Source organism: Frankia sp. CcI49 (genome assembly GCF_001983215.1).
GTDB classification, from domain to species: Bacteria; Actinomycetota; Actinomycetes; order Frankiales; family Frankiaceae; genus Parafrankia; species Parafrankia irregularis.
Genome location: NZ_MOWP01000007.1, coordinates 88,188 through 110,609, shown reverse-complemented (window position 1 = coordinate 110,609; position 22,422 = coordinate 88,188). Strand labels below are relative to the sequence as shown.

Annotated in this window: 29 protein-coding genes and 1 riboswitch; of the genes, 13 read left to right on the top strand and 16 right to left on the bottom strand. The window is 73.4% G+C overall.

Annotated elements, in window-relative coordinates; all coding sequences use genetic code 11:
* Positions 1-151 precede the first annotated feature (151 nt).
* The gene (locus CcI49_RS06895) at positions 152-388 is read right to left on the bottom strand and encodes a MarR family transcriptional regulator (protein ID WP_076825105.1); all 237 of its coding nucleotides are present in this window, start codon (positions 386-388) and stop codon (positions 152-154) included.
* 144 nt (positions 389-532) lie between these two features.
* Between CcI49_RS06895 and CcI49_RS06890 the strand changes: the two genes are divergently transcribed.
* From CcI49_RS06890 to CcI49_RS42455, 6 genes are read left to right on the top strand one after another with little or no spacing between them, the layout of a single operon-like run.
* Positions 533-1,015 carry a hypothetical protein gene (locus CcI49_RS06890; RefSeq protein ID WP_131831024.1) on the top strand — a complete coding sequence of 161 codons (483 nt, stop codon included), beginning with the start codon at positions 533-535 and terminating at the stop codon, positions 1,013-1,015.
* Complete coding sequence (locus CcI49_RS06885) at positions 1,012-1,254, top strand: hypothetical protein (protein ID WP_076825101.1); 243 nt, start codon at positions 1,012-1,014, stop codon at positions 1,252-1,254. Before CcI49_RS06890 ends, CcI49_RS06885 begins: the two co-directional genes overlap by 4 nt.
* Positions 1,251-1,712 (top strand): hypothetical protein, encoded by a 462-nt coding sequence (locus CcI49_RS06880; RefSeq protein ID WP_076825099.1) that lies wholly within the window; start codon positions 1,251-1,253, stop codon positions 1,710-1,712. The genes CcI49_RS06885 and CcI49_RS06880 overlap by 4 nt, the downstream gene beginning before the upstream one ends.
* On the top strand, positions 1,709-1,993 hold the full coding sequence (locus tag CcI49_RS06875) for a hypothetical protein (RefSeq protein ID WP_076825097.1): 285 nt from the start codon (positions 1,709-1,711) through the stop codon (positions 1,991-1,993). The genes CcI49_RS06880 and CcI49_RS06875 overlap by 4 nt, the downstream gene beginning before the upstream one ends.
* Positions 1,990-2,340 (top strand): hypothetical protein, encoded by a 351-nt coding sequence (locus CcI49_RS06870; RefSeq protein WP_076825095.1) that lies wholly within the window; start codon positions 1,990-1,992, stop codon positions 2,338-2,340. Before CcI49_RS06875 ends, CcI49_RS06870 begins: the two co-directional genes overlap by 4 nt.
* Positions 2,327-2,503 (top strand): hypothetical protein, encoded by a 177-nt coding sequence (locus CcI49_RS42455; protein WP_198955464.1) that lies wholly within the window; start codon positions 2,327-2,329, stop codon positions 2,501-2,503. The genes CcI49_RS06870 and CcI49_RS42455 overlap by 14 nt, the downstream gene beginning before the upstream one ends.
* An 80-nt stretch (positions 2,504-2,583) precedes the next feature.
* Here the strand turns inward: CcI49_RS42455 and CcI49_RS06865 are convergent, their stop codons facing one another.
* Entirely contained in the window at positions 2,584-2,784 is a 201-nt protein-coding gene (locus CcI49_RS06865; protein WP_076825094.1) for an AlpA family phage regulatory protein, read from the bottom strand.
* 169 nt (positions 2,785-2,953) lie between these two features.
* Here CcI49_RS06865 and CcI49_RS06860 point away from each other — a divergent pair, with 169 nt between their 5' ends.
* The 3 genes from CcI49_RS06860 to CcI49_RS41965 are packed head-to-tail and all read left to right on the top strand — an operon-like array spanning position 2,954 to position 3,596.
* The gene (locus CcI49_RS06860) at positions 2,954-3,196 is read left to right on the top strand and encodes a hypothetical protein (RefSeq protein ID WP_131831023.1); all 243 of its coding nucleotides are present in this window, start codon (positions 2,954-2,956) and stop codon (positions 3,194-3,196) included.
* Complete coding sequence (locus tag CcI49_RS06855; RefSeq protein ID WP_241839936.1) at positions 3,193-3,426, top strand: hypothetical protein; 234 nt, start codon at positions 3,193-3,195, stop codon at positions 3,424-3,426. The genes CcI49_RS06860 and CcI49_RS06855 overlap by 4 nt, the downstream gene beginning before the upstream one ends.
* Before the next feature lie 8 nt (positions 3,427-3,434).
* A complete protein-coding gene (locus CcI49_RS41965) occupies positions 3,435-3,596 on the top strand; it encodes a hypothetical protein (RefSeq protein WP_158230719.1) in 162 nt (53 codons plus the stop codon).
* 58 nt (positions 3,597-3,654) lie between these two features.
* On the opposite strand, the gene CcI49_RS06850 is transcribed toward CcI49_RS41965, so the two are convergent.
* The 10 genes from CcI49_RS06850 to CcI49_RS06805 all read right to left on the bottom strand — a co-directional run bounded on the left by CcI49_RS06850 (position 3,655) and on the right by CcI49_RS06805 (position 10,956).
* Positions 3,655-4,611, bottom strand: coding sequence for a hypothetical protein (locus tag CcI49_RS06850; RefSeq protein ID WP_076825092.1), 957 nt, complete (start codon positions 4,609-4,611; stop codon positions 3,655-3,657).
* 312 nt (positions 4,612-4,923) lie between these two features.
* A complete protein-coding gene (locus CcI49_RS06845; RefSeq protein ID WP_076825091.1) occupies positions 4,924-5,526 on the bottom strand; it encodes a hypothetical protein in 603 nt (200 codons plus the stop codon).
* Positions 5,527-5,555: 29 nt separating this feature from the next.
* Positions 5,556-6,404: a hypothetical protein gene (locus tag CcI49_RS06840; protein WP_076825090.1), complete on the bottom strand. Its 849-nt coding sequence runs from the start codon at positions 6,402-6,404 to the stop codon at positions 5,556-5,558.
* 287 nt (positions 6,405-6,691) lie between these two features.
* On the bottom strand, positions 6,692-6,982 hold the full coding sequence (locus CcI49_RS06835; protein ID WP_076825089.1) for a hypothetical protein: 291 nt from the start codon (positions 6,980-6,982) through the stop codon (positions 6,692-6,694).
* Positions 6,979-7,392, bottom strand: coding sequence for a hypothetical protein (locus CcI49_RS06830; RefSeq protein ID WP_131831022.1), 414 nt, complete (start codon positions 7,390-7,392; stop codon positions 6,979-6,981). The genes CcI49_RS06835 and CcI49_RS06830 overlap by 4 nt, the downstream gene beginning before the upstream one ends.
* Positions 7,389-7,631 (bottom strand): hypothetical protein, encoded by a 243-nt coding sequence (locus CcI49_RS06825; RefSeq protein ID WP_131831021.1) that lies wholly within the window; start codon positions 7,629-7,631, stop codon positions 7,389-7,391. Before CcI49_RS06825 ends, CcI49_RS06830 begins: the two co-directional genes overlap by 4 nt.
* Before the next feature lie 121 nt (positions 7,632-7,752).
* The gene (locus tag CcI49_RS06820) at positions 7,753-8,004 is read right to left on the bottom strand and encodes a hypothetical protein (protein WP_076825079.1); all 252 of its coding nucleotides are present in this window, start codon (positions 8,002-8,004) and stop codon (positions 7,753-7,755) included.
* 66 nt (positions 8,005-8,070) lie between these two features.
* Positions 8,071-8,523, bottom strand: a complete 453-nt coding sequence (locus tag CcI49_RS06815) for a hypothetical protein (RefSeq protein ID WP_076825078.1) — start codon at positions 8,521-8,523, stop codon at positions 8,071-8,073.
* Positions 8,524-8,765: 242 nt separating this feature from the next.
* Entirely contained in the window at positions 8,766-10,499 is a 1,734-nt protein-coding gene (locus tag CcI49_RS06810; RefSeq protein WP_076825077.1) for a DnaB-like helicase N-terminal domain-containing protein, read from the bottom strand.
* A gap of 262 nt (positions 10,500-10,761) precedes the next feature.
* Complete coding sequence (locus CcI49_RS06805; RefSeq protein WP_083749362.1) at positions 10,762-10,956, bottom strand: helix-turn-helix domain-containing protein; 195 nt, start codon at positions 10,954-10,956, stop codon at positions 10,762-10,764.
* 116 nt (positions 10,957-11,072) lie between these two features.
* Between CcI49_RS06805 and CcI49_RS06800 the strand changes: the two genes are divergently transcribed.
* Both CcI49_RS06800 and CcI49_RS06795 read left to right on the top strand, forming a co-directional pair.
* Positions 11,073-11,828 carry a helix-turn-helix transcriptional regulator gene (locus CcI49_RS06800; protein WP_131831020.1) on the top strand — a complete coding sequence of 252 codons (756 nt, stop codon included), beginning with the start codon at positions 11,073-11,075 and terminating at the stop codon, positions 11,826-11,828.
* Entirely contained in the window at positions 11,825-12,997 is a 1,173-nt protein-coding gene (locus CcI49_RS06795) for a site-specific integrase (protein ID WP_076825075.1), read from the top strand. The genes CcI49_RS06800 and CcI49_RS06795 overlap by 4 nt, the downstream gene beginning before the upstream one ends.
* Positions 12,998-13,004: 7 nt before the next feature.
* Here CcI49_RS06795 and thiH read toward each other — a convergent pair whose 3' ends face one another.
* Together thiH and CcI49_RS06785 are read right to left on the bottom strand one after the other, a co-directional pair.
* Positions 13,005-14,180, bottom strand: coding sequence for a 2-iminoacetate synthase ThiH (gene thiH, locus CcI49_RS06790; RefSeq protein ID WP_076825074.1), 1,176 nt, complete (start codon positions 14,178-14,180; stop codon positions 13,005-13,007).
* A complete protein-coding gene (locus CcI49_RS06785) occupies positions 14,180-15,157 on the bottom strand; it encodes a thiazole synthase (protein WP_076825073.1) in 978 nt (325 codons plus the stop codon). The genes thiH and CcI49_RS06785 overlap by 1 nt, the downstream gene beginning before the upstream one ends.
* Positions 15,152-15,265: riboswitch (TPP riboswitch) on the bottom strand. (Overlaps the previous gene by 6 nt.)
* A gap of 293 nt (positions 15,266-15,558) precedes the next feature.
* Between CcI49_RS06785 and pknB the strand changes: the two genes are divergently transcribed.
* A complete protein-coding gene (pknB, locus tag CcI49_RS06780; protein WP_083749361.1) occupies positions 15,559-17,550 on the top strand; it encodes a Stk1 family PASTA domain-containing Ser/Thr kinase in 1,992 nt (663 codons plus the stop codon).
* Between the two features lie 150 nt (positions 17,551-17,700).
* A complete protein-coding gene (locus tag CcI49_RS06775) occupies positions 17,701-19,779 on the top strand; it encodes a DUF5667 domain-containing protein (RefSeq protein WP_076825071.1) in 2,079 nt (692 codons plus the stop codon).
* A gap of 51 nt (positions 19,780-19,830) precedes the next feature.
* On the opposite strand, the gene CcI49_RS06770 is transcribed toward CcI49_RS06775, so the two are convergent.
* Both CcI49_RS06770 and CcI49_RS06765 read right to left on the bottom strand, forming a co-directional pair.
* Complete coding sequence (locus tag CcI49_RS06770) at positions 19,831-21,192, bottom strand: 3-deoxy-7-phosphoheptulonate synthase class II (RefSeq protein WP_054566721.1); 1,362 nt, start codon at positions 21,190-21,192, stop codon at positions 19,831-19,833.
* Between the two features lie 177 nt (positions 21,193-21,369).
* Complete coding sequence (locus tag CcI49_RS06765) at positions 21,370-22,395, bottom strand: 6-phosphofructokinase (protein ID WP_054566720.1); 1,026 nt, start codon at positions 22,393-22,395, stop codon at positions 21,370-21,372.
* Positions 22,396-22,422: the final 27 nt, after the last annotated feature.

Below are 22,422 nucleotides of genomic sequence, written 5' to 3'. Positions count from 1 at the left end.
AGAGCAAGGTCAACGGCTCGACATCCTCTCCTACCTGCGTTTTTGACGTTCACAGCATCACTCCGGATCACACGGCTTTACAAGATCGTGCGGACTAAATGCGGACTGAGATCTTGGCACCGACCGCCCGGCACGCATCTCCGGCCGGCAACTACAGCGCGTTACCGCCACCGGAGCCGTGTAGGTCGGTCCGCGCACCCGGTCCGGGCCGGCTCGCCATCCACGCTTCGAAGGTCGACAGGCGCCACCGGGGGCGGTCCGGTACGGAGTCGTCATCCGGCGGGGGCAGACGCCCCTGACTGCGGTAGGCGTGGAGCGTTCCCGACTTCACGCCAGCGAGCCGCGCCATCTCTCCGTATCCGATCAGCGGGTCGTCGTCCTCTGCCATGGCCGAACCCTACTAGATAGCCCAGTGGGGTTGACTCTCATAGCCAGGCTAGTAAGGTTGCGCCGAAAGGCGGGCCCGCCTGGTGCTACCAACACCGGAACGGGCCCTCGATCCGATCCCCTGTGTCCTCAGGAGGCCCGAACCGTGCTGTCTACTGTCCCATCTCTCGTGTTCGCCGTGGCGCTGGTCGCCGCGGTGGTGCACCTCGTCCTGGCGCGGTGCGCGCGTCCGGTTCCGGCCGGGCCGGCTCCGTACGCGGTGAGCCGGTGCGCTGCCGGTGCGGTTGCGCCGGCGGTGCCGGTCGTCAGGCTCACCCCGACGGAGCGGGCGCGCGTGATCCAGCGCCAGGCGCAGCAGCTCGGCGACGGTGCGCCGGTGAGCCGTGCGCAGGTGCTCGCCGAGCTCCGGGCCGGCGGCGCCGGCTCTGCCGGTGACGGGCCGGTCAGCCCTCCCGTCACCCCCGACGCGGCCCCTGACGCGGTCGTCAGCTTCGCGGCGGCGGCCGCCGAGCTGCGGGTGTCGGTGGCCACGGTGCGCCGGTACGCGGCGCCGAGCTCGGGCAAGCTCGTCCGGCTCGGTGACGGCGTGTCCGCCGCGTCGCTCGGTGCCCTGGCGGGTGCCCGGTGAGCGCGGAGGACTCGTACCCGGAGCTGCCGGCGGAGTGCCGGCCGACCGAGGCCGACCTGACCAGGGTCCGCACGGAGTACGGCCGCTACCTCGACGACCCGAACGGGCAGCTCTACGCCGCGGCCACCGGCGCCCTGTACGGCGCCCTGCTCGATGTCATCGCCGGCCGGCCGCACTGCGAGGCCGGGGTCCGCTACGCCCTGGCGGTCCGCTTGGTCGCCACGGGCGGTGCCCTGTGACGGCCCCGGCCGGGGTGCCGGCCAGCCTGCTCACCCCGTCGGGCGCCGAGCTGGACGACGCGCGGGCGCGGATCGGCCGTCTCGCCGGCGACAGCGCGGACGGTGCGCTGTTCGCGCTGGGCCTCGAGGCCTCCGGCGCGGCGGGGAGGATCATCCGCGCCATGCGTCACGGTGACCTCGAGGCGGCCGCGCGGGGACTGCGCCAGCTGGCCGCGGTCGACCTGGCGGCCGCCGAGCGGCGCGCCGGCCGGCCGGTGACGGTGGTCTGCGCCGGCGGCCGGCCGGGTGATCCGGCGATCGGGGGTCTCGACGAGGAGATCGACCGCGGCCGGGACGTCGCCGGCGACCTGGCGGTGCCGGTGCGTACCCGGGACTACGCGGCCGGGTGGGCGGACGGCGCCGAGCGGGCGCTGTACGTGGTGACCGGCCGGCCGATCGCGGCCGGGGGTGTCCGGTGAGCGGCACGGCAGCTGGTCGGGCGTACGCGCGGCTCGCCGAGCTGGTGAACGATCCGCGCCCCGCGTACGCCCACGGCGCGGGTGACGCCTGCCGGGCCCTGGTCGACTGCGCACGCCGCTCCGACTGGGAAGCGATGCGCCACGGGCCGGCCGGGCTCGACGACCGGCCCGCCGACTACCAGGCGGGCGCGGTCGCGGCCGCGGGCGTGCTCCTGGACCTGATCGACGCGGTGCAGGCCGCCGACCCTGCCAGCGACCGCGCGGCGTGTGGTGCCCGGTGAGCGGCCCGGACGCCGGGGAGGACCTGGCGCGGCGGGTACACGTCGCCGCGGACTTCTCCGCGGTGGTCGGTGTGCTGCTGCGGATCGGAGAGCTCGACGGGCTGTCGCCGGCGAGCGTGGAACTGCTCGCCGGTCTCGGTGAGGTCGTCCACGGGATCACCCTCGGGTTGCAGATCGCGGACGAGGCGGCCGCGTACGCGGAGCTCGGTGTGGGCCCGCCACCGGCGCGCCGGCCGGGACTCGGCGGGCCGGCCGCGGCCAGGCTCGCCCGGCAGGTCTGGGCCCTGTACGCGGCCGCGGAGGATCGACGGTTCGGAGACGGGACGGTGCCGGATGCTGGTCGTTGAACGCGCCGACGCGCCCGGGGTGTGCGTCGAGGAGACGAACGAGGGCCTGGCCCTCGTGGTTCGGCCGGGCGTGCTCACCGCGCGGGACGTCCGCGCGCTCCGGGCGGTCCTGGCCTGCGTCGCCGGCCGGATCGTGGGTCCGCCCGCGACCGGCGGGGCGTAGCTCGCGTTCGTTCGTCCCGGAACGAACGGACGAACGAACGGATGCGGCGGGCTGGCCGGGCGTGGGACGCCCGGGCCCGGTCAGCTCGACGCGGCATCCCGCCAGCCGGGCCGGTGGGCGTCCATCCACGCTTCGACCTCGACGCGGCGCCACAGCCGGATCCGTGGCCGTTCGATCGCCGGTGCGGGGAACGTCCGATCCCTGCTGATCGCGTAGGCGCGGGAGCGGGACACGGCGAGCATCGCGCGAAGCTCGCTGAGGTCCACCCACTCGTCAGCCATGAGCAGGACTCTCGCTGTGAGCACGTGCTCTGAGTACGTTCTCTTCCCACGTACGCCGCGACTCGCTACCGTGCCCGTGAAGTCGCGCGCCGTACCTGGCGCCCCAGACGAAGACGGCCCCGCCCGGTGTGACGTACCGGAACGGGGCCCGGCCGGAGAGGACCCGACCATGACCGAAGTCTGCCCTGACCAGCCCCCGGACGACGAGCCCCCGCGCGGGGTGACCGTGCTCGCGAGAGACGGCGTCATCACGGTGACCGTCGATCGGGGCATCGAAGCCGGCGAGCTCGGGCTGAACCTCGCCTTCCTCGTGCCGTCACACGCCCGCCTGGACAGCGTCGACACCCTGCCCACGGGCGACGGCGCCGGCGGCGAACAGCCGATCCTGCGGTTCGTCTCCCGGCCGTCGTGACCACCGGCGCGTACCAGCTCGCGGGAGCACAGGGCCGGGCCACCGCAGCCATGGCCCGGCACCGGCCGGCACCGGAGCTGGTCGGACTGCTCGTGCTCGACGCAGAAGGCAACCCGTCGCGGATCGTGTCGCCGTTCGCGTCGGAGACGGTCGCGCGGCAGTGGGCGGCGGCCGAGCGGATCACCCTGTACACGCTGCTACCCGCGCAGATCGCGGGCCGGCGGCATTGAGCGGCCGCGTGGCCGTCGTCGATCTGCACCTGGCCGCGGGCATCGGCCGAGACGAGCTGATCGCCACGCTCCTCGAGCGGGTGCCGGCCGACGCACGGCTCACGCACGCGGCGACCTTCGGCGACGAACCGGACCACCTACTCACGTGGGAGACCGATCCGAGCGCCTGAGCCGGTCGCGCCAGCGGCCCGCCCCGCTGTCGGGACGGGCCGCTGTCCGCGTGGGACGTCAGACCTCGACGACGTCCCGCCGTGCGGCGCGCAGTCCGCGTACGGCGATGTGGTCGCCCGGGGCCGCGGCCAGGAAGGCGTCTACCCGCTCGACGACGGTGCGGGCCGGGGTGCCCATCGCCACCGAGGCCATGAGCGTCTCGTGCAGGATGTGCGCGCCCTCTTCCGGATCGGTGCGTGCCAGCACCCGGGCGTGACTCGCCCCCAGCGCGCGGGCGGTGTCCCGGCGCAGACCGGCCGGCACCGCCGTGACGGTCTCGTCGAGCACCGTGCGGGCGCGGCCGGCGTCGCCGATCCGGGCGTACACGTCGACCGCGGCCCGGGCCCACTCCAGCCGGGATACCGCACCTGGTGCGGGTGGGCCGACCATCGGCGCGGCGGCCGCGTCGACCAGGCGCTCGGCGGTGACCACCGCGGCCGCGGCCGCGTCGGTGTCGCCGCGGGCGGCGTGGGCTCGCGCGGCGGCCAGGTGCCCGCGCGGGTCGAAGGGGGAGATAGCCGCGGCCTTCCCCGCCGAGCTCGCGGCGGCGTCCGCCTGGCCCTCCTGCAACTCGACGGCCGAGCGGGTGGCGTACAGGTAGGTGAGCGCGTCCCGGTGCCCTGCCCGGGCTGACCGGGCCAGCGCACCGAGGATCGCGCCGCGGGCGGCCGCGGTCTGCCCGGCGTCGGTGAACGCCCGGGCCTGCAACGCCCCGATCCGTACCTCCAGCGTGAGCAGCTCGGCGCGGGCGCCCGACGTCATCCGCGCCGTGTCGAGCGCGAGCAGGCCGCGTAGGTGGGTGCCCGCGGTCGCGGCGGTCACGGCCAGGTCGCGGCCGCCGTAGCCGGCGAACAGATCGTCGATGACGTCGTGCGCGTGCTCGACGAACACGCCCCGCCCGCCTGTCATGAGCTCACCGGCCGGGACGAGGCCGAGACCGACCAGAGCCCAGAGCTTCCGCCTGCTGATGTCCACGGTGCACCTGCTGTCCGGAGGGATCGCCAGTACCCTCCGCACCCATCGTGCGCCCGGGATCGTCGTCCTGTCGGCCGTTCGCGCATGTCTCTCCCCGTGTCCGCCTGCCGTTCGCGCGGGACGGTAGCGGCGGGCGGATGTCAGCGCGGAGCAAACCGGTGAACAGGCCACGGCGAGCCCCGTGACGGCGCCGCACCCGGACAGCACACGACCCCCGTGATCAGCCGATCGCGGGGGTCGTGCGTGTTCCCGGGGCGGAGTCCGGTGCGGTCGCCCCTGGCGGCCGCGGGCGGGGGTCCTCCCCGGGACGTCTCAGGCGGCGGTGCAGATGACGCCCCCGTCGGGTAGCCGGCGAACAATCGTCCCGGCCGCACCGCTCACCGGGTGACGGTGGGTCGGTTCCGGCGGCGTCGACCGTGCGATCGGCGCCGGCCGGGCCGAAGGGCGCGCCAGCGACGGGCGGGCGGCCGCACGCTGGCGGGTGAGGGGACGTTCCCGGGCCGCACGGTCGCGCAACGATCGCAGGTAGGCCTGCCCGTCGAACGGCTCTTCCTCGCGGACATGGCCGGTCAGCCACTCCGCCCGCTGCTCCCGGTCGTGGGTGGCAAGGGCCCGGCTGAGCGCCGGGTCGTCCGCCAGGTCGACACCCCAGTCGGCGTCGTCGCGGCGACGCTGGGCACCCCAGCTCACCGAGGCGACGGAGACCGGCGGGCGCGGGCTGGCCATGTCGTGGGCCGCGRCCATCCGCGCGGGCGTGGCGAGGACCTCACACCGGTTGGAGCAGTACGGGCCGCCCAGCGGGTTGGCGTCCACCCCGCAGCCGCCACGGGCGCACCGGACCGTGGCCGAGCCCGGCGACCGGCCGTCCGCGCGGGCGAAATAGTCGCCGTGCCCGTCGTTGTAGTCCCACGTCATCGTGACTCCTCTCGCTGATGATCAGTGTGTCAGTACTCCGGGTCCGGGTCACCACCCGGCCACCACCCCATCGGAGCGGAGACAGCCCCCACCGGCTGCTCCGCTTCCGGTGGGGGCTCGGTGGCCGGCTGCACCGGAACAGCCAGGGCGGGCACCGGCGACGAGGCGAGGTCGACCGCGACCCGCCGAGGAGTGGCGCACAGCGGGCACGGCCGGCCCATCGTCGGATCCACCACCGACCCGCAGCCGAAGCAGGCATACGGCCCCCACGCGGAATCACCGATCGTGTCGACGTCGAGGTGCCGGCCGCATCCGTCGCAGGTGACCCGATCCACCACGGCGAGCACCCGCACCTGCGCGCCGCACACGCAGCGGTAGTCGCCCGACAGCGGGATCGGCCGGGCCCTCTTCGGCGTGGCGGCGATGGACGGCTTCGGCTCGCCGGCGTGCGGGGCGACCATCGGCCGCCGCGGCGCGCCGCAGGTGACACAGCCACCCCGCCCGGTCGACGTCGCCCCGCACACACACGTCAGGGTGCCGGCCGGAGGGTCGCCGAGCGTCTCCCAGGTGAACGAGTGGCCGCACCCCGGACAGTCCAACCGGGTCATGTCCGTACGGCGCACCGGCAGCGCCACCCCACACAGACAGCGGTAGTCCCCGGGCGCGATCCAGCGCGTCTCGGTCTCACTCACGGTCACAGCTCTCCTCCTCCAAAGTCGGTCCAGCAGGGTGCGCCGGACCCGGCCGGGCCGCGGCGGCGGCACGACGGGTCCGGTGTCGAGCTCGGCGGCCAGGCCCTCGAGCTCGGCGCCGAGAACGGCGTCGAGCGCGGCGAGAGCGGGCAGCGGATGGGGGCCCGCAGGGGCCGGCGAGGGCATGGGTCACGCTCCGTCAGGCAGGGCCGGCCGCTGTGGCGCGTCCCGAGAAAAAAAGAAGCCTGGCAGCGGGTCTAGGGGGTTGCCGGCTTCGCGATCGACCCGCGCGGCACCCGGCCCGCCAGGCTCCACGCAGCCGCACGAAGGCAAGCCGGGCGCCGACCCTCCACATGCGGAAGATGACCTTGTCTCACGGTCGCACTCAGCCCTTCGGATCATGCGTTGTTGATGTTGGGACACTGTCAGGCGTTGACCTCGACCGACACGGCGACGGTGACCGCGAGTGACGATCACGCGGACGCCTCCGGCCTGCCGTGGGGCGCGGCCCCCACGGCTTCCTCCCACACCGTGGCGAGCAGGTCGAAGGCGTGCGCACGCAGCACGCAGGCACAGCACGCCACCGACCGGCCGTCGTCGTCGTACTCCACCCCGGGCAGGTCATCGATCAGCGCAGCCACCGCCGTCTCCACCCCGACCCGGTATTCCGTCTGCCGTGCCTGGCGCCGCAGGTGGTGACGGTCCGGGGGCGGTGCCGGTGCGGCCGGCCGCTGCTTGCCACTGCCCTTCCTGCCCTTGCTCACCGGCCGCCACCCGCGCGCCGGCGGCCGGATCCACGCACGTGACGCAGCGGCCCGGACTTCGCCACCCGCAGCCACCCACGGCACCGCGGGCACAGCAACGCGAACAGCAGCAGCCGCCCGTGCCGGGTGCCGTACGGCGCGGCCCCGGCCTCCCGGCAGATCTCACAGCAGTGCGGCACCGCGGCCTGGCCCTCGACGTCGAGCGCACCCACGCACCGGCCGCACACGACCAGCCCCGGTTCCCAGGTCGCCGCGGCCACCGGCAGGCCGAGCCGGTAGGCCGGAGCGTGGTCGCACGTCCACACCTGCCCGTGCCGGTAGCGGGTCATCACCTCCGCCACCATCGCCCGGTACCACCGCGGCAGCCCCACCACCGGCACCACCGGAGGCGGGCGCAGCCCGGACGTCACTCGGCACTCTCCGCCCGCACGGCCGCGGCAACCAGCGCGTCCGCCAACGCCCGCGCGGCCGCAGGGCTGAACCACAGCGAACCCTCGCCAGCCATCGGGATCGCGTCCAGCGACACCCGCACCGCACCGCCCGCACGCACCGGTGCCACGATCGCGGTACCGCCACGCGGCCAGCCAGCATCCGAGTCCACCCGGGCAGGCTCCGCCAGCCGCACCCCGTCAACATCCGAACCGATCACGCTCTCGTCTCCTCCCTGCTCTCGTCTGCGCCACCACCGGCGAGCACCACAGCCCGCCCCATCACCGGGCACCTGGTCCCCCTCGACGTCCGTCCGGCCGCCGTCACCCGGGCCCGGCCGGTCACACGGGCCAACGCTCGACTCCCTGGTCCCCGTCGAGGTCCGAGCTCGGCGCCCGCGCCGCGGCCACAGCCGCCCGACACTGATCCGCCCACCACCGGTGCCGCGCCGCAGGCAGCCGCGGCCCGGACGAGGCCCACCACGGACGCGGCCCGCGTCGACGGGGCCGCTCGTCCTCGTCCGCCAGGCCGCCGAGCTCGGCACGCTCCCGGACGTCCTGCGAACTCGCCGGCGGATCGAACAGCACGCCCACCCCGCACACCTCCCGACATCGAACACACGTTCCCGATCGCCAGCATGATCGGAACCGTCGACACGGTCACGTGCCGGCCGGGACGGGCGCACCGTTGCTCTCGACGGCCAGCCAGGCGGGATCGGGCAGGTAGCCCGAGGAGTAGGCGTAGCCGCCATCCGCCCGCGCCGTCGGGTCGACCGCGCCGGCGAGAGCATCCAGTACCGCCCGGTGGAAGGTGTCCGCCGTCCGTTCCCGGGCCCCGGTCTCAGCCCACAGGAAGCGGGCGGCCGCCGGACTGTGCCGGCCGTCCGGCGCGGCCAGGTCAGCCGCCAGGGTGTCCAGTGCGCCGTGCCAGTCGCGGAGCATCCCGACGTACACCCGGACGACGTCCGCCAGGCCACCCGGACGCAGAGCGGCCTCGTCTCTGAGGCCGGCGGCATTCATCAGGTCGAACGAATCAGGAATGCCGTTCACCGCGTCGGAATACCCGCCGACGTAACCATGCTCTTCGATGGTCAGACCATCAGTGGAATACACGCGTCTTCCTTTCCTCGGTGATTCGCTCGGTGCGGCCGCGACGATGGCCGGACGTGGCGGTGGCGGGGTGGCCAGGGGTGGACGCCAGGGGTGGACGTTCAGGGGTGGCGGCCACCCCTGGCCCCACGAATCCGGCCATCTGCCGACACAGCCCACCATCACAACCAGGGACTTTCTGTGAGCAAGGGCCCGTCCAGCCCTGGCCAGGGGTGGACGCTGTCCACCCCTGCCACCCCTGGCCGTCACAGCCCCACACGGCGGTACTTCTTCCCCTGTTGACCTTGGTATTCGGTCTCTTCGACCTCGACCTGTCCGGCATCGACGAGGCGGTCGATGGCGTCGTCGAAGTAGTTCCGATGTCGCCGGACCGCGCCCCGTAGATCCGAGTGCGACACCCACGCATCGGCGCGCAGGAATCGGCGCATGATGGCGGCGCACGCGGCTTTCACGCCCTCGTCATCGGTGCGTCGTGTGACCACGACGGCCCGTTCTGCGTCGGCTTCGGCGCGCTCCCGGTTGCGGGCGGCCGCGGCCTGGCGGAGCGCTTCGACGATCGACCGGCGGGTCTGGTCGGACACGGCCATCACGACCCCGGCCAGCTGCCAGTCCTCCGCAGTGATCCGGGCGTGGCCGTCGAGCAGGCCGAGCGCGGCCGCCAGCTTCTCCCGGCACAGCAGCGCATGGCCGTCGAGCGCGTCAGCGTCCCCCCGCTGCCGCTTGCGGTGCGCTTCCCGGATCGTGGTCACCGCGACGTCGCAGACGTCGAGCACGTGCCGGCCCGATGTGAACGGGACGTCCTGCGGCCACCCCGGCCGGGCCCAGAGCATCGGCGCCGGCTCCGGCGGCGTGACGTCGGGCATGCCAGGGTCGGTGCCCGGCAGCCACAGGAACCGTTGCGGCGTACCCCCGGCCGTCTCCCGCTCGTTGAGCAGCGCTTCCGCCCGGCCGGGCTGGACCCCCACGACCAGGCCCATCCGGTAGTCGTGCGCGGACACCRTCAGCCGCTTGGACAGGTCGGCGTAGCCGAACCCCATCTCCTCGCCCATCCACCCCTGGCGCAGCATCGGCAGCAGCGTGGAGCCCTGGCGGCCGGTGAGCGCGGCGAACGTGTCGACCTCCGCGGAGGTGAACACCACCGACTCGGTGTGCCGGACGATCTCAGGTTCGCCGTCGCCGTCCCGGTCCCGGTGGACGTAGGACTTCAGCACCCCCTCACCCGACCCGATCCCCACCGTCGTGACGTCGCCGACGTCGACGGCGTCCCGGGCCGCCCCTTCCGCCGCGCCCTTCCCCCCGCCCGACGGGGCGACGATCGCCACGAACAGGTTCAGCGACACCTCCGACCCGATCACCGCGGGAAGGCGGTACGTCGGCGGGACCTGCGAGAGCACCCGGACCAGCACCACACCGAGCACCGCCCACGGGGACGCCATCCGGGCCCGGGCGAAATCCCGGACGTGCCGCAGCGCCTTGCGGGACGACCAGAAGGCATCCTCACCAGCCCCGGACAGCCCACCCGGGCCGGCGTCGACAGCGCCGACCCGACCGAGCTCCGCCGTGACCCAGGACGCGACAGCCGCCGCGTTCTCGCCGGCCGCGACCCGCGCGGCCGCGGCCGTCAGGATCTCCCCGCGCCGGCGGTCGTCCGCGGCCTGGCGCACCTGCGCCGCGTACCACCCCACACTCGCCGTGGTCGGGACCGCTTCGACGCACTCCGCCAGGTACACCGCTCCGACACCGAACCCGGGCGCGGCGTGCTCCGCTTCCGCTCGACGGTGCAGCTCCACGTGCACCGCGACCGGGTCTGTCGGGCCGTTCCGCGCCCACAGGTCACGCACGGCGTCGAAGATCGCCCGGTGTCCCTGGCGGTAGAAGTCCTCCCCCGACAGCACCCCCGCGGCCGCAACCACCGCGTCCGGGGTCGACATCATCGCGCCGAGGACCACCCGCTCGGAGTCGACAACCGGTGCCGTCACACACCCACCCGGCCGATCCGGGCGCGCTCGACGGCCAGGCGCCGGCCGGCACGTTCCCGCTCGCCTACCGCCGTCCGCAACGGTCGACCCGCGGCCGCGGCCAAGTGGCGCAGGCGCGCACGGGTCCGCTCCCGTTCGATGCGACCGGGTGTCCACACCGGCCAGGGCGACGGGCTATCCTCGTCCCGATCGATGCCGCCTGCAGCGTGTTGATCACCAGCCCCGGGGGACGTCAGCCCCCGGGGTTTCACGTTCTGGACCATCAGGCGGCGCCGTCCAGCTCGGCGTGCTCCTGGTCGGCAATCCACTTCTCGACCACCGACCGGCGGTAGCGGACAGTGCCCCCCATGGCGAAGCCGCGGGGACCAAACCCCCGATGTCTCCACTGGCGCAAGGTGCCCACCGGAATCTTGAGCATCGCGCCGACTTCGGCGGTCGTCAGGAACTCGTCCGACACGATCACTCCTCATGTGTACGTGCGTCCCTTAGCTGGGACGCACAAGAGCTGTATCGCCGTTCGCTGGCTGCCGTCAAGAGTCCCAAGTTTGGGACGCCCGCTGTATCGTTCGTCGCGTGACGGAAGTGCGGCCGTTCCGAGCGGTCATCGGCGAAGGGGTCCGCCGAATGCGCGAGTCGGCAGGCATCCGGCAGGACGACGTGAGCGCAGCGGCTCGCATCCACGGTCTGACCTGGTCTCGCGCCAAGGTGGCCGCACTGGAGGCAGGCGAGAAGGCGATCAGCGGTGAAGAGCTGATCTTGCTGCCCTTGGTCCTCACCGAGGCCTGCCACCGGCCGGTGATGCTGTCGGACCTGGTCTCCCCGGATGCTCGCGTAGCCCTCTCGCCGACGATCTCGGCAGCGGGCTACGTCGTACCGAAGATCCTCGCCAGCGAAGATCTCGATCAACTGCCAGCCGCCGATCTCGACTTTCCGACGCTGGCCGATCGGGCTTATCCCGGCCAGCCCCCCGAGGTCGCGGCCGGGAAGGTTCGCGCAGTCTGGGAGCGGTTCACGGCGGCGCAGGATCGACTCCACCAGTTCATCCCGGACGRCATGACGGCTGGTGAATTCGGCAGGCTCTTCGAAGGCGTGCCGTCCGAGGCCGAACGCAAGGCGGCGAAACGGCTCACCGAAGACCCTCACGTGATCCTCGGTCTGTCTCGCCTGCTATGGGGCCGGTCGCTCGCCGAGGAGCGAGACCGCCTCGTTGACAAGCGCGCGGACGCAGGTGCCGACTCGGCCCGGCTACGAGCCTTGCGCGGACGAGTGACGAGGCAGCTCGTCGAGCAGCTGGCCGCCGAGATCGACCGGCGGGCGGTGCAGCCGTGAGCGTCAAGAAACGCACCGACGGGACGTGGCGGGCCCGGTACCGCGACGCGGCCGGCAAGGAGCACGCCAAGCACTTCCGGCGCAAGGTCGATGCTGACGCCTGGGAGCGCGACCAGCGGGCCGCTGTCGACCGTGGCACTCATGTGGACCCTGCCGCCGGTCGGGAGCTGGTGCGCGTCTACGGCGAACGCTGGCGCGCTGCTCAGGTGCAGCATCGGCCGGCGACGGCCACCAAGGTCGAAGTCCTCACGCGCCTGCACATCTACCCGGTGCTCGGCGACCGGAGGATGGCCAGCATCCGCCGGTCGGACGTGCAGTCGCTCGTGACGTCCTGGACCACGAGCGCGAAACCCCGGTCGGTGGCGCTCCGGTACGCCTACCTGTCCGCGATCTTCAACAGCGCCGTTGCTGACGGCGTGATCGGCAAGTCCCCATGTTCGCGGATCAAGCTCCCGGAGATCACGAAGAAGGCAGTGATCCCGATGTCGGTAGACCAGGTGCTCGCGATCCACGACGCGATCGCCGAGCCGTATCGGCCCGCGATCCTGGTTGGTGCCGGATGCGGCCTGCGGATCTCCGAAGCGCTCGGTCTGACCAAGGACGAGGCGCGTTTCCTCACGCGAGATCTGGACATCCGGCACCAGCTCTCGGCGCGCAAGCCGTGGGCGCTGGTGCCGGTGAAGTCGAAGAACGGAGTCCGGAAGGTCCCGGCACCTCAGTTCGTACTCGACGCGCTGTCGCTGCTGACACCCGGGGAGATGCTCGGCACTCTGCTGCACCGCGGCGAGGCAGCGAGGGGTGAGCCCGTCGGAGCGTCGATGCTGCACGCCGCGTTCGCGGCCGCGGTCGCAGTGGTGAACGCGGCAGCCGAGAAGCGGACGCGTGATCGGAAGGCCAAGCGGACGACGGAGCCGGAGCTTCCATCCGTGCCGGCCGGGACGACGTTCCACGACCTTCGCCACACGTACGCGAGCACGCTGATCGACGGTGGGGAGTCCGTGACGGTCGTCGCGGCTCGGCTCGGCAACGACCCGGCCGAGACACTGGCGACCTACTCCCACATGTGGCCCGACAGCGAGGAGCGGACGCGCCGGATCGTGGACGCCGCATGGTCCCGTGAAGATCATGCGGACAAATTGCGGACCTCCGAGAACGGGGAGGCCCGCTGACCTGCGGCTATGCCTCCACGAGCGGGAAGGCGTCCTTCCAGACCGGCTCGTAGCCGGCCGCCACCAGCATCGCCGCGATGTCCGCCGGGGAGCGCTCGTCGGAGATCGAGAACTGTTCCTGGGCGGTGCCGGGCCGGCCGTAGCCGCCGGGCTCGGTGGACGAACCGGCGCTCATCGTCGTGACCGCGATGCGGGCCAGCCCGTCGCGCAGCGCCGCCGGCTCCCTCGTCGACAACGAGATGGCGACATCCGGCTCGAACAGCCGCAGCGCCGCGTGCGCCTGGACGAACTGGGCGTCGGAGACCACCACGGTGGGCGGGAAACCACTGGCACTCGGCTTGATCCTGGGCAGGGCCACGGAGACCTCCGTCCGCCAGAAGCGGCGGCTGAGGAACGAGGCGTGCGCGGCGAGCGCGAGGATGTCGGCCCGCCAGTCCGGTGCGAGCCCGAGCAGCACCCCCAGGCCCAGGCGCCGCACCCCGGCGCGGGCCGCCCGCTCGAACGAGGCCAGCCGGCGGTCGAAGTCGCGTTTCCAGCCGGCGACGTGGACCTCGGCGTAACGCGCCCGGTCGTAGGTCTCCTGGTAGTGGATGGCCCCCTCCAGGCCGGCCGCGACCAGCCGGGTGTAGGTGTCGTCCGACCAGGTCTGGGTCTCGATGCTGATCGAGGGGACGAACGGGCGCAGCCGCTCCACGACATCGACCAGGTAGTCGGCGGAGACCTCGATCCGGTGCTCGCCGGAGACCAGCAGGAGATGCCGGAAACCGAGGTCGACCAGCAGGCGCGCCTCCCCGACGGCCTCCTCCGGGGTCAGTGTGCGCCGCGCCACCTCCAGGCCCTTCGCGAAGCCGCAGTACGTGCAGGACGACAGGCAGGCGTTCGACACGTAGAGCGGGGCGAACATCCGCACCGCCCGCCCGAAGCGCCGCAGTGTGGTCGCCTGCGCGAGCTGCGCGAGCTCCTCCAGCCGGCCGGTGGCGGCCGGCGACAGCAGCACGGCGAGATCGGCGAGGCCGAGACGGCCGCCGGTGTCGCCGTGCGCGCCGCCACCCCGGCCAGCGGCGGCCGCCCGGCGCAGCACCGCGTCCACCTCGGCCGGGCCCGCCTCGCGGGCGGACCGGGCCAGGCCCGGGATGTCCGACGCGGCGAGCTCGTGGGCGAACAGGCCCGGCGGGCTGGCCATCAGGCGCCCCCGCCAACGCCGCTGCTCACGGTGCCGCTGCCGACCGCGCCACTGCTCACGGCGCCGCTGCTCACGGCGCCGCTGCCGACCGTGCCACCGGCGCCGTCGTCGGTGAGCGAGCCGAGGAAGCCGGTGAGCGGGGAGGACGCCGCGGCCACCGTCGCGCTACCCGGCCGCGCGCGACCGGCGAGATACCCCAGCCGCCCCGCGGTGGTCGCGAGCGCGAACGCGCGCGCCATCGTGACCGGATCGGCGCTGATCGCGATCGCGGTGTTGACCAGCACCGCGTCGGCACCGATCTCCATCGCCTCGGCGGCGTCGGACGGCGCGCCGAGGCCCGCGTCGACCACGACCGGGACGCCGGCGGTCTCGACGATCGCCTCGATCGCGTCCCGGGTCCGCAGGCCGCGGTTGGAGCCGATCCAGCTGCCGAGCGGCATCACCGTGGCACAGCCGGCCTCCTCGAGCCGGCGGGCGAGCACCGGGTCGGCCGAGCAGTACGGGAGCACGGTGAACCCGTCGGCGACCATCAGCTCCGCCGCGCGCAGCGTCTCGATCGGGTCGGGTGCGAGGGTGCGCGGGTCCGGCGTGACCTCCAGCTTCACCAGCGCGGTGCCGGTCGCCGCGCGGCCGAGCCGGGCCAGCCGCAGCGCCTCGGCCGCGTCGACCGCCCCGGAGGTGTTCGGCAGCAGCGTCATCCCGGCCGGGACGAAGTCGAGCACGTCGCCCTCTCCCGCCCGCGACAGGTCCACCCGGCGCAGCGCGATGGTGACGATGTCGGCGCCGGAGGCGACCAGGCTCGCCCGCATCAGCTCGTGGCTGGCGAACTTGCCGGTGCCCACCAGAAGCCGGCTGGCGTAGGCGGTGCCGGCGATCTGGAGGGGGTCCTCCCCGAGGCCGGCCGCAGCGGCCGCACCGGCCGTGCCGGCCGGACCTGCCTTGATGGCAGGACCCGTCGGCGTGATCTGTTGTGTCATCGAGCGATTCCTCCCCACGCGCGCATGACCGCGATCGGGTCTGCGGGTCGCCGACGGCATCCTGATCGGCCTCTCAGCCCGCGTCCGCGGGCTCCCCGGTCACGCCACAGTGTAAGCACCAGAAGTGGAGGTACCCAGCCAGTTCCCGCAGCTGGCGGCGGGGACGGCGGGGAAAGGGTGTGAGCCGCGCCGCGCCGGCCGAGGTGGGCCGCCCGCGCGGGCGTCGAGATTTCGCCCGGCCCAGAAGAAAATCCGCGACTGATCGCGCCACTCCGGCGCAGATTCGCCACTTTGTGACGAAAGTCCCGCCCGTTTGGGCGCCACTCCGACGGATTTGCGAAGTAAGACCACTGTCCGACGGTCGGAACGGCCGATCGTAAACTGTCCCCGTGGATGCCACGGTGACCGACCCTGTCATCGGTCGTCTTCTCGATGGGCGGTACACCGCCCAGGAGCGGCTTGCCGTCGGCGGGATGGCGACGGTGTACGTCGCGCACGACAACCGCCTCGACCGTTTCGTCGCGCTCAAGATCATGCACCCGAACCTCAGCCACGACCCCGAGTTCGTGGCCCGGTTCCACCGGGAGGCGAACGCGGTCGCCCGGCTCAGCACGCCACGCGTCGTGTCGATCCTCGACCAGGGTTCGGACCGGACGACGGCCGGCGTCCTGCACTACCTGGTCATGGAGCTGGTGCGCGGGCGGTCGCTGCGCGAGTACCTGACCACCCGCGGGCGGCTGACCGTGCCCGAGGTCGTCGAGATCTTCGAGCCCGTCGCGGAGGCGCTCGCCGCCGCGCACGCCGCCGGGATCATCCACCGCGACATCAAGCCGGAGAACATCCTGCTCGGTGACGACGGCCAGGTGAAGGTCGCCGACTTCGGGCTCGCCCGGCCGGTGTCCCAGCCGACCCAGGCGGTGACCGGCGGCGTCGTCATGGGCACCGTCGGGTACCTGGCACCCGAGCAGGTCACCCACGGCACCGCCGGCATGCGCAGCGACGTCTACGCCGCCGGCGTCATGCTCTTCGAGATGATCACCGGCCAGCTCCCGCACAACGGTGAGACGCCGATGTCGGTGGCCTACCAGTCCGTCCACGGTGACGTGCCCGCGCCGTCCTCGGTCGTGTTCGACGTCCCCGCCGAGCTGGACGCGCTCACGCTGCGGGCCACCGCACGCGACCCGAACCACCGGCCGGCCGACGGCGCCGCGCTGCTCGCCGAGCTGCGGGCGATCCTGCCCTACCTTCCCGCGCCCGGTGACGACGAGGAGTACCACTCCGGGTTCACCGGCCCGCTGCAGTCGCCTACCCCGCCGCGGGGCCCAGGAGCGGGGGCGTACCCGGGCGCCCTGCCGGCGCAGCCGCCTCGGCCACCGGTCGCGCCGACCAGCATGATCAGCACCGGCTCGGGCCAGGGCCGCCGCCGGCGGCCGCAGGAGGCCCGGTCCGGGCGGCTGCCCGCCGGCCCCGCGGTCATCGCCGGTGTCGTGGTGGTCTGCCTGGTCCTCGGCGTGGTCCTGTTCCGCGCGCTGCTGGGCGGCACCAAGCCCGAGGTGCCGCTGCTGCTCGGGCTGACCAAGGCGGCGGCCGAGAAGAACCTGAACGAGGCCGGCATCAGGTTCAAATACGGCCAGACGCTCGCCAGCGACACGTACGCCGAGGGCCAGGTCGCCGAGCAGGACCCGGAGACCGGCGCCAAGATCAGCGACGACACCGTCGTGACGCTTCGGCTGAGCAGCGGCACACCGAAGGCGGTCGTTCCTGCTCTCGCCGGGAAGACCGCCGAACAGGCCCAGGTCGAGCTGACCCAGGCGAAGCTCACGGTCGGCGGGCGCAACGCGGAGGCCAACGACACCGTCCCCGAGGGCCAGGTCATCCGAACCGAGCCGCAGGCCGGCACGGCGGTCGAGCGGAACACACCGGTGATCCTGTACGTGAGCTCCGGGCCGTCGACGGCGGAGATCCCCGGCGACCTCGTCGGGCTGACCTACGACGAGGCCAAGGCGAAGCTGGACGCGCTGGGCCTCAGCCTCACCGTGAAGCAGTCGCTGATCACCGACGACAGCGTGGAGCCGGGCCAGGTCGCGCGCACCTCGCCGAGCCCCGGCCAACGGGTGAACGCGGGTGCCACCGTCACCCTCTTCGTCGCCAAGGACTCCGACTCCGATTCCGACTCCGGTGGCGGCGACGGCAGCGGGGTCATGGTGACCGTGCCCAACGTCGTGGGCAAGTCCTGGTCGGACGCCGAGCGCATCCTGAACCGCGTCGGGCTCAAGGCTGCCCGGCAGGACTGGATCGCCAACAAGGTGAAGTCCCAGAAGCCGAAGGCCGGCAGCAAGATCGAGCGGGGAAGCACGGTCCAGCTTCAGATGGAGTGGGGCGTGACCAACTGACCCGGCCGGGCTGACCTGCCAGGCCGGGCGCCGCGCCGTCGGGAAACAGTCGGCGTCACCGCCTCCGCGACCCGGATCGGGTACATTCGATCTTCACTCGGGCCGTGAGCCGCGGTCCCGGAGTACCGGAGCCAGAACGCGGGGGGCGGCGTGGTGGCGAGTGGTGGGCCGCGCCGGCGGAGCGCGCGGGCAGACCGTGCCGCCGCGCTGCTCGACGGTGGGCGTCCCCCTCGTGACGAGTACGAACAGCAGCTGGCCCGAACCATCTCCACCCTGCGGGCGCTGCCCGTCCCGGCGATGTCACCCGGCACCCGCGCGGAGACCCGCGCCATGCTGCTCGCCCGCCTGAGCATCGCCGGTCTCACCGACGCCGCCGGCCCGGCCGTGACGACCGGCCCGATCAGCGCGCCCGAGCCGGTCAGCGCGACCAGCCCAACCGGCGCGCCCGGCCCGGCTGACACGGCCGACCCGGCTGACACGGCGGGTACGGCTGACACAGCGGGTACCGCCGGAACGAGGGGCACCGGCGCCGATCCGGCCCACCGGGCCACGATCGTCACCCGCCCCGACCGGGCACCTCTACGCAGAGCGGTGCGCTCCGCCCGTCCCGCGCTGGTCGGAGCGCTGGCCGCGTCCGTCGCCGCGGTCGGCGTCGCGGTGAGCTCCACCGATGCACTGCCCGGCGAGTTCCTGTACGGCGTGAAGCGCCATGTGGAGCAGCTCCAGGTCAGCCTCGCGGCCAGCCGGGTGGAACGGGCCAAGGCCCAGCTGGCGGTGGCCCGGACGAGGATGGACGAGCTCACCGCCGTCCTCGGTCAGGCCACCTCGGCCACGGGGGACGCCGCCACCGGCGCGGGTAGCCGAACCGGTTCGGGTCACGGCGACGCCGCGCGGCCCGGCTCCGCCGACGACCCGGTTGCGGCTTCGGAGGATGACCCGCTGGCCCGTCCTGGTGCCGGCGAGGCGGGGCTCGGCCCGGCGCTCGGGCAGCCCTGGCCGACCGGCACACCGGCGGCGCGGCCAGCCTCCCCCACGGCGTGGCCAGGCGCCGGCTCCGGCGCTGCCGGCGCACCGACGTCGGGCGGGCAGACCGCCGCCACGCCCCCGGCGGCACACGCCACGGCCGGCGGCGGGTCCGTCCGGGCGCGCGACCTGACCACGGCGGCTGCGTTGCTGCACGACTGGTGCACCGACGCGGCCGCCGGCAGCGAGGTCCTCATCGAGGAGATCCGTTCCGGGAACACGGACGCCTGGAAGACGCTCAACGAATTCAACACAGACCAGTCGACGCGCCTCGACGCACTGCTGGGCGTGCTCGGGAGCAACGCCGGCCCTGACGCGACCGAGGCACGCCGCATCATCAGCGACGTCGGCTCGGTACTGACCTTCACCTCCGCGCATTCCGGAGGGGCTCCGGCATCGGTCGGCTCCGGGAGCGGATCCGCCCTCGGGCCGGGCACCGCCACCGCGGGCGACGGGAACACCTCGGCGGGAACAGCGACGGCGGACCCCGGGCCAGCTCCCCGTCCCCCACGGGCGAGCACGGTCGGGCCGCCCCAGTCGCAGGCCGCCACACAGCCGGCACAGACTTCCCCGGAAGCGCCGGCGGTCGACGCCGCGGCCAGCGGCATCGCTCCCAGCCTGCCGCTGCCGGCACCGCCGTCAAGCTCAGCCGCTGACGCCGGTGCCGACGCCCGTACCGGTGCCGGTGCCGGGGCCGGTGCCGGTGCCGACGTCGGTGCCGACGTCGGTGCCGCCGGAGCAGAAGCGTCGTCCGGATCGGAGCCGGCGGCGCAGGCGAGCACCGACCCGGTGACGCCGCAGAGCGCCACCGCCACCCCGCAGGCTTCCGCCGGCCTCGACGCCGCGGCCTGGGCGGGAGCGCTGGAGACCGCCGGCCTCCTCGACGCCTCCAGGGACCTGGTGTCCTACGTCGGCGTCGGGTTCGGCGTCAGCTCCGACCCCGACGCGGGCTCCACGGGGGCCTCCGCCGACGGCACCGTGCAGACGGCCTCGCCGCATTCCGTCGCGTCCGACGGCGCCGCGGCTCAGGCGGGCGGCAACATGGCGGGCAACGTCGCGGCAGGCAGCGCGGAACCGGCGCCCACCACTGAACCGGCGCCCGCCACTGAACCGGCGCCTGCCACGGAGTCGGGGACCACCGTGCTCGGAGCTACGACCTCATCCGCCGACGCACCGGGCCAGACGCAGACGACCCCCGCCGAATAGTCGTCGGCAGGGGTCGTCGTCGGCCGGCACCGCCGCGCGGGCCGGCGCCGCTCAGCGGTGGTGGCGGGCGTCCCGATCGGCACGGGTCTGCTGGAGCATCTCCGCCACCAGGAAGGCCAGCTCAAGTGCCTGCCCGGTGTTCAGCCGCGGGTCACAGGCGGTCTCGTAGCGGCCACCGAGATCAGCCTCGCCGATCTGCTCGGCACCGCCGAGGCACTCGGTCACGTTCTCCCCGGTCAGCTCGATGTGCAGCCCACCCGGGTGGGTGCCCAGGCCCCGGTGCACCTCGAAGAACCCGAAGACCTCGTCCAGGACGTCGTCGAAGTGCCGGGTCTTGACCCCACTGACGTCCTGGGTGTTGCCGTGCATCGGGTCGCAGGACCACACCACGGGATGCCCGGCGGCGTTCACCTTGTCGATGATCGGGGGCAGCACGTCGCGGACGCGCTTGGCGCCCATCCGCGCGATCAGCGTGAGCCGCCCGGGGATGTGCTCCGGGTTGAGCCGCTCGGTGAGGGCCAGGACGTCGTCCGGTGAGGCGGTGGGGCCGACCTTGCAGCCGATCGGGTTGCCGACCCGGGACAGGAAGTCGACGTGCGCGCCGTCGAGGTCACGGGTGCGCTCGCCGATCCAGATCATGTGCGCCGACAGGTCGTAGACCTCGCCGGTCGACTCCTCGGTACGGGTCAGCGCACGCTCGTACTCCATGAGGAGGCCCTCGTGGCTGGTGAAGATCTCCACGCCGGTCAGCGCCGCGGTCCGCTCGAGGTCGATCCCGCAGGCCGCCATGAACGCCAGCGCACGCTCGATGTCGACAGCCATCAGCTCGTACCGGCGGCCGGCGGCCGAGTCACGGACGAAGGCCTTGTTCCACTCGTGCACCTTGGACAGATCCGCGAAGCCGCCGGTCGCGAAGGCCCGGACCAGGTTCAGCGCGGCGGCGCTCTGGTGGTAGGCGGCGACCATCCGCTTCGGGTCCGGGCGGCGGGCCTCCGGCGTAGCCGCGATGTCGTTCACCGCGTCGCCCCGGTAGGAGGGCAGCCCGGTCGACGACTCGATGTCGGCCGAACGCGGCTTGGCGTACTGCCCGGCGATACGCGCGACCTTCACCACCGGGGTGCTCGCGCCGTAGGTCAGCGCGACCGCCATCTGCAGCAGCGTCTTGACCTTGTCACGGATCTTGTTGGCCGTGTTGGCGGCGAACGTCTCCGCGCAGTCGCCGCCCTGGAGCAGGAACGCCTCGCCGCGGGCGACCATCGCGAGCCGGTCGGTCAGCGAACGCACCTCGGGCGCCGTGACCAGCGGAGGCAGCCCTGACAGCTCGGCGAACGCCGCCGCAAGCTCGCCCTGGTCGGGCCAGGAGGGCTGCTGCTTGGCCGGAAGGGTCCGCCAGATGTCCAGGTCATTGCTCACGAGTCACCAGGGTACGGGTCTGTCGGCGAGAACTCCCGTGCTTTCGTCCGTCGCCCGCCGGACCGTCGCCCGTCAGACAGCCGAACCACCCGGACCGCCCGCCAGGCCGGCGGTCCGGATGATTCAGGTGGTCTGGGTGGATCGGCGCGGTACGGGCGCCGCGGCGCTGGTGCGCTGTCAGCCGAAGAAGACCTCGGCCTCCTCGTACAGGTGCTCAGGCACGGTCTTGAGCTCGCCGGTGGCCTCCGCGAGGGGCACCCGCTCCACCCTGGTCCCGTGCAGGGCGACCATCACGCCGAAGTCGCCGTCGTGCGCGGCGTCGACGGCGTGCAGCCCGAACCGGGTCGCCAGCCAGCGGTCGAAGGCGGTCGGCGTCCCGCCCCGCTGGACGTGGCCGAGGACCGTCGCCCGGGTCTCGCGGCCCGTCCGCCCCCGGATCTCGGTCTCCAGCAGCGCGGAGATCCCCTGCAGCCGCACATGGCCGAAGGCGTCCAGCTCGCCCTCCTTCACCATCATGGTCCCGGCGATCGGAGTGGCGCCCTCCGCCACCACGATGATCGGTGCGTAGCTGGTGGCGAACCGCTGTTCGACGAAGGCGCAGACCTTGTCGATGTCGAACGGCCGCTCCGGGATCAGGATGACGTTCGCCCCCGCGGCCATGCCGCTGTGCAGCGCGATCCAGCCGGCGTGCCGGCCCATGACCTCCACCACGAGGACACGGTGGTGGCTTTCGGCCGTCGTGTGCAGCCGGTCGATCGCCTCCGTGGCGATGTTCACCGCCGTGTCGAAACCGAACGTGTAGTCGGTGGCGGACAGGTCGTTGTCGATCGTCTTCGGTACCCCGATCACCGGGATACCCTCCGCGTGCAGGCGGGCCGCGGCGCCCAGGGTGTCCTCACCGCCGATGGCGATCAGGGCGTCGACGCCCGTGCGCCGCATCGTCTCCCGGACGCGGGCCGGACCGTCCGCCGAGGCGAACGGATTCGTCCGGCTGGAGCCCAGGATGGTGCCGCCGCGGGGCAGGATTCCGCGCACGGCGGCGATGTCCAGGGGCATCGTGTCGTTCTCCAGCGGGCCGCGCCACCCGTCCCGGAATCCGACGAAGCTGTGGCCGTAAAGGCCGACTCCTTTGCGGACGACGCCGCGGATGACCGCGTTCAGTCCGGGGCAGTCGCCACCGCCGGTCAGCACACCGATCTTCACAGCCAGGGCCCTCTCTTCCCGAGTCGC